We start from the raw sequence: 5251 nt of genomic DNA on the forward strand, positions 1-5251 counted from the left end.
GGCGGGGGGCCGGTCCCGCGGGCGCGGGCGGCGGGCCGGCCCGACGCACAGCCCCCGGCGGCCGCCGGGACGGACGGCACGGCCGCACCGGGAACCGTCCAGGACACCGCGGCCGCGCCGGGCACCGCCTCGGCGGTCACGGCCACCGGCGGCACGGCCTCGCCGGGCGCGTCCGCGGTCGGCAGCGCGCGCCTGCTCGCCCTGCTGCGCGACCACCCGCCCGAGGACATCGGCGGGGTCGCCGGGGGCGCCACGGCGGACGCCTTCGTGCTGACCAGGAAGGACGGCGGCACGGTCACGATGAGCCGGAGCCTGGACGGGCCCGCCCAACAGCGCGGCGGCACCAGCTCGCCGTGCGAGTCCCGCACCACCGCCTGGGGTCCGATGAGCCCGGAGGGCCGGGACTGCCTCGGCACGAAGCTGGCGGACGGCTCGGTGGTCTGGCTGCTGCACCCGCTGACGGTCGTCCCGCGCGGACAGGAGGCCGAGGTCCGGGTCGTGACGACGAGCGGCCTGGTGTACGTCCTGCTGTTCGCCCGGGCCGAAGCGCGGTCGCAGCCCGAGGACGTGACGGTGCCGCTGCTGGAGCTGATGCAACTGGCCGAGGCGCCGGGGTTCCTGGAAGCGGTCCGGGACGGCTGGGCGGACCCTGCCCTCGGGTCCAAGCCCCCCGGGCCGTCCACGAGTCCGCGGCCCCCCTCGCCCTCGGCGGCGTCCAAGCCCTCCCGGACGCCGACGGCACGCTGACCGCCCACGGCCGCCGGACACCGGGGACACCGGGGACACCGGGGCCCGGCAACCGTGGTGGGTGACGGAGCGGCGTCAGTCGGCCGCCGGCCCCGCCAGGTTCTTGGTCAGCCACTCCAGGGTGTCCGGGATCATCTTCTTGAAGTCCGAGGTGAGGTGCTTGCCCCCGGGCTGCTCGTAGTAGTCGATGCCCACCGGCGGGGCGGCCTTGGCCACCCAGGACTTGACCACCTTGGTCTCGTACGGGTTGGCGCCGCCCGCGGTGACCAGCATCTTCACGTCGGCCTTGCCCTCGGCGACCAGCACGTCGGGGTTGTTGGCCGCGCGCTCGGCGTCGTGGCCCTTCCACAGGAGCGAGTCCGGGATGAAGTAGCCGTCGATCGGCACCGCGGCCTTGTAGACGTCCGGGTGCTGCAGGGCGAGCTTGGCGCTGCAGAAGCCGCCGGTGGAGGCGCCCATCACGCCCCAGCCGTCGCGGCCCTGCACGGTGCGGAAGTTGGCGCGGACGAAGTCCGGGATGTCCTGGGCCATCCAGGTGCCCATCTTGGGCTGGCCCGGGATGTCGGAGCAGTCCAGCGCGTTCTTCTCGTCGCCGTTGAAGTTCTGCACCGGCATGATCATGATGAACGGGTGGGACTTGCCGGCCTTGACCAGCCGCTCGTTCTCCTCCTGGATCGGCAGCTGGTTGTCGGTCCAGGTGTTGTAGCCGTTGCTCTGGCCGCCCGCGAAGAGGGTCAGCACCGGGAAGCCGGTCTTGGCGAACTTGGGGTCGTTGTACTCGGGCGGCAGCCAGACCCAGACCTTGCCGGAGACACCGGACTTCGCGCCGGTCACGGTGGTCAGGAAGATCGGTCCGGCGGCGGTGTCCCGGGACTTGGCGAGGCTGGCGTTCGGGCCGGTCGGCATCAGCACCTTGCCGTTGCCGACCGCGGGCGCCGAGGTGCCCGAGCCGGTGCCGCCCCCGGTCGGGGTGCCCGCGGCGCTGCCGGTCGCGGCCGGGGTGCCGTCCGACTTGGCGCTGTCGCCCTTCCCACCACCGGAACTCCCGCAGGCCGCGAGCGAGGCGGCCAGGGCGAGCACGGCGGCGCCGGACAGGACGGCACGGGAACGGGACGACTGCCTAAGCACGGTGAGGACTCTCCGACCGATGTCGCGCCCGGTCCGTCTGACCGGGCGGCGGCCCCCCGGTGGGGCCGGACAGACCCGGGAACACCATGCTGGTACGGCCCCCGGGTGATGGCGCGCCGTCCCTCGCGGGGGCGCGTCTTCCTGCGATCTTATGACGTGGCCCGGGGCGGCCCGGTTGCGCGTCGGCCACCGGAAATCCAATGTTTGTTCGCGATCAGGTAAAACCCTTCACCACCCCCGTCGGACGACGGGGGCCGGACGACGGGATTCACCGATCGCCAACCGGTCCTGGCGCCGGTTTTTGGGCGCTTTCGACCAGTGACAGCCACCCGGGGCAGCCGCAACGATCGCTCCGGGGGACCGACCGGGACCGGCCGGAACACCGCCACCACCGCCACACCGCCCCACCGCCACCGAGGAGAGCGCCATGCCCCAGCAGATCGCCGTCGTCACCGGAGCCGGGAGCGGCGTCGGACGGGCCGTGGCGGTGGAGCTGGCCGCGGCCGGCTGGCTGCCGGTGCTGGCCGGCCGGCGGGCCGAGCCGCTGCACGGAACCGCCCGGCTCTGCGGCGCCCCGGCCGACGTGGTGCCGACCGACGTCACCGACCCGGCCGCCGTGGACGCGCTGTTCGCCACGACCGCCGAGCGGCACGGCCGGGTGGACCTGCTGTTCAACAACGCCGGCAGCTTCGGCCCGGCCGTCCCGGTGGAGGAGCTGGAGGTCGAGGCCTGGCGGGCGGTGGTCGACCTCAACCTGACCGGCGCCTTCCTCTGCGCCCGGGCGGCGTTCCGGCAGATGAAGGCCCAGGATCCGCTGGGCGGCCGGATCATCAACAACGGCTCGATCTCGGCGCACGTCCCGCGCCCGCACTCGATCGCCTACACCGCGACCAAGCACGCGGTCACCGGCCTGACCAAGTCGCTGTCCCTGGACGGCCGCCCCCACCGGATCGCCTGCGGGCAGATCGACATCGGCAACGCGGCGACCGACATGACGGCGGCGATGAGCGCGGGTGTCCGGCAGGCCGACGGCCGGATCGCCCCCGAGCCGACCATGGACGTGGCCGACGTCGCACGGACCGTACGGCACATGGCCGCGCTGCCGCTGGAAGCCAATGTGCAGTTCGCCACGGTGATGGCGACCGCGATGCCGTACATCGGGCGCGGCTGAGACCTGCGCCGGAGCCCCGGCCCCGGCCACACCCCCGCTCCCCCGGCTGCGGCTCCCCCATACGGCGGGAACCCCGTCGGACGGCGCCGACGGGGTTCCCGAGGAGGGGCGGGGCGGTCCTACGGCCGCCAGGTGTCGTTCAGCGTGACGGTCCCGCCGGCGGGCACGGTCGCCGTCCGGTTGGCGCCGGACTCCCAGGTCACCGCACCGTTCGCGTCCTTGCGGACGTACTTGTACTGGACGGAGGTGCCGGCCGGCAGCGAGAGCGCGAGCGACCAGACCGGGTAGCCAGCGGACGAGAGCGGCAGCGCCTTCGCCGGGTCCCAGCCGCCGAGCGCCGCGGCGTCGCCGACCACGTAGACGTTCTGCCCGTACGCGGTGGTCGCGTTGACGTTGAACGAGGCGCCGGAAGCGGTCGCGCCCGGCTGGACGTACAGTGCGACCGCGTCGCCCGCGCCGACCGTCGCGGTGAACTGCCCGTTGGCGCCGACCTGGTAGGTCGGGCCGGTGCAGCCGCCGCCCGGCTGCGGGTCGCCGTGCTGGACGTCGCAGTAGGTGCCGGCCGGCAGCCCGGTCTGGAAGGTCTGGGTGATCGCGCCGCTCTCGTGGTTGATCGCGACGTAGCCCTTGTTGCCGCGGCCGAAGGCGATCGCGTTGTTGCCGTTGGACCACCAGTCGGTCACCCCGGTGCCCGCCACGGCGTTGCGGAAACCGACCATGTTGGCGACCTGCCGCCAGGCGTGGGTGCAGTTCCAGCCGTCCTGGTAGCAGGCGTTGACGGTGCCGCCGTTCGGCGGGCCGTCGTCCTTGTTGGTGAAGGCGTAGCCGGAGTAGATGTTGGGCGAGCCGTAGGTCGAGGCCAGCAGGAAGACGTTGGCCAGCGTGTAGGTGTTGCCGTAGGTGTAGTTGAGGGTCGAGCCGTTGCGCTCGGTGTCCCAGTTGTCGAGGAAGCTGCGCGCCTGGTTGCTCGGCAGGTAGCCCCAGGAGGCGCCCCAGCCGCTGAGGTTGGCGAGCTTGTCGGTGGTGAAGATGCGCTTGAGGTCGGTGCCGACCCGGAACTCGTCCACGTCGCCGTTGCCGGTGTACTCGGTCGGCTGGATCGGCTCGCCCGCGCCGTAGATGACCTCCTGGACCCAGTAGGCGCCGGGGTTGGCCGTCTTGGCCTTGATCGCGGCGAGGTCGCCGGCGGCGATGTGCTTGGCGGCGTCGATCCGGTAGCCGTCCACGCCGAGCGAGCCGAGGTCGTCCAGGTAGTGCGCGATGGTGGTCTGGACGTAGGAGCTGCCGGTGTCCAGGTCCGCGAGGTTCACCAGCTCGCAGTTCTGGACGTTGGAGCGGTCCTGGTAGTTGCTGATCGCCTGGCGGCAGGAGTGGAAGTCCTGGTCCTGGTAGGTGCCGGGGTAGGTGTACTTGGTGTACGCGGTGCCGCCGGTGCCGGTGCCGGAGCCGGCCGACATGTGGTTGACCACCGCGTCGGCGATCACCTTGACCCCGGCCGCGTGGCAGGTGTCGACCATGTTCTTGAAGGAGGTGCGGTCGCCGAGCCGGCCGGCGATCTTGTAGCTGACCGGCTGGTAGGAGGTCCACCACTGCGGGCCCTGGATGTGCTCCTGCGGCGGGGAGACCTCGACGAAGCCGTAGCCCTTCGGGCCGAGCGTCGAGGTGCAGGCCTGGGCGACCGAGTCGAAGCGCCACTCGAAGAGGGTGGCGGTGACGTCCTTGCCGTTGTTCGCGGGCGGGGAGGCCTGGGCGGCGGGCGCGCCGAGCGCGGTGCCCAGCGAGAGCGCGAGTGCGGCCGAGGCGGCGAGCGCGACGGCTGCGCGGGCGGGTCTGCGGGTGGGGGCGGTGGTGACCACGTCGTCTCCTGGGGGTGGCTGGGGTGGGACAGCCGGAGGTGAAGCCTGCAGGAAGTTTCTGTAACTTGCCGGAAACTTGCAGCGCTGAACCTAGGATGACCGGGAGACACCGTCAAGACGTAGGACAGTAACGTTTCTGCAGGCCGCGGACGGTTCGGGCTGGTTCGGGCACGACAAGGGCCCGGCAGCCGTAGCCGCCGGGCCCCTCACCTGTCCTGGTTCACCGGCCCGTCAGGAGCCGGTCCGGGTTCAGCCGGTCTGGACGGAGGTGTCGTCGATCACGAAGCTCGTCTGCAGCGAGGAGTCCTCGACGCCGTTGAACTTCACGGTGACCGTCTGGCCCGCGTAG

Annotated in this window: 3 protein-coding genes and 1 pseudogene; 2 read left to right on the forward strand and 2 right to left on the reverse strand. The window is 72.4% G+C overall.

Annotated features, from left to right (window positions below; genetic code table 11):
• A pseudogene (locus ABT048_RS41440) lies at positions 1–747 on the forward strand (hypothetical protein); the annotation flags it as partial.
• 75 nt (positions 748–822) lie between these two features.
• Here the strand turns inward: ABT048_RS41440 and ABT048_RS41445 are convergent.
• Positions 823–1875 (reverse strand): alpha/beta hydrolase, encoded by a 1053-nt coding sequence (locus ABT048_RS41445; protein ID WP_350526830.1) that lies wholly within the window; start codon positions 1873–1875, stop codon positions 823–825.
• A gap of 427 nt (positions 1876–2302) precedes the next feature.
• Here ABT048_RS41445 and ABT048_RS41450 point away from each other — a divergent pair, with 427 nt between their 5' ends.
• Positions 2303–3046 carry an SDR family oxidoreductase gene (locus ABT048_RS41450; protein ID WP_350526831.1) on the forward strand — a complete coding sequence of 248 codons (744 nt, stop codon included), beginning with the start codon at positions 2303–2305 and terminating at the stop codon, positions 3044–3046.
• A 119-nt stretch (positions 3047–3165) separates the two neighbouring features.
• Here the strand turns inward: ABT048_RS41450 and ABT048_RS41455 are convergent, their stop codons facing one another.
• The gene (locus ABT048_RS41455; RefSeq protein ID WP_350526832.1) at positions 3166–4902 is read right to left on the reverse strand and encodes a carbohydrate-binding module family 20 domain-containing protein; all 1737 of its coding nucleotides are present in this window, start codon (positions 4900–4902) and stop codon (positions 3166–3168) included.
• Positions 4903–5251 lie beyond the last annotated feature (349 nt).

It is taken from the genome of Kitasatospora sp. NPDC096140 (assembly GCF_040303045.1).
Classification (GTDB): domain Bacteria; phylum Actinomycetota; class Actinomycetes; order Streptomycetales; family Streptomycetaceae; genus Kitasatospora.

Coding starts and splice junctions, on each gene's coding strand:
- ABT048_RS41450 (WP_350526831.1), top strand. CDS start 2,303: ATGCCCCAGCAGATCGCCGTCGTCACCGGAGCCGGGAGCGGCGTCGGA.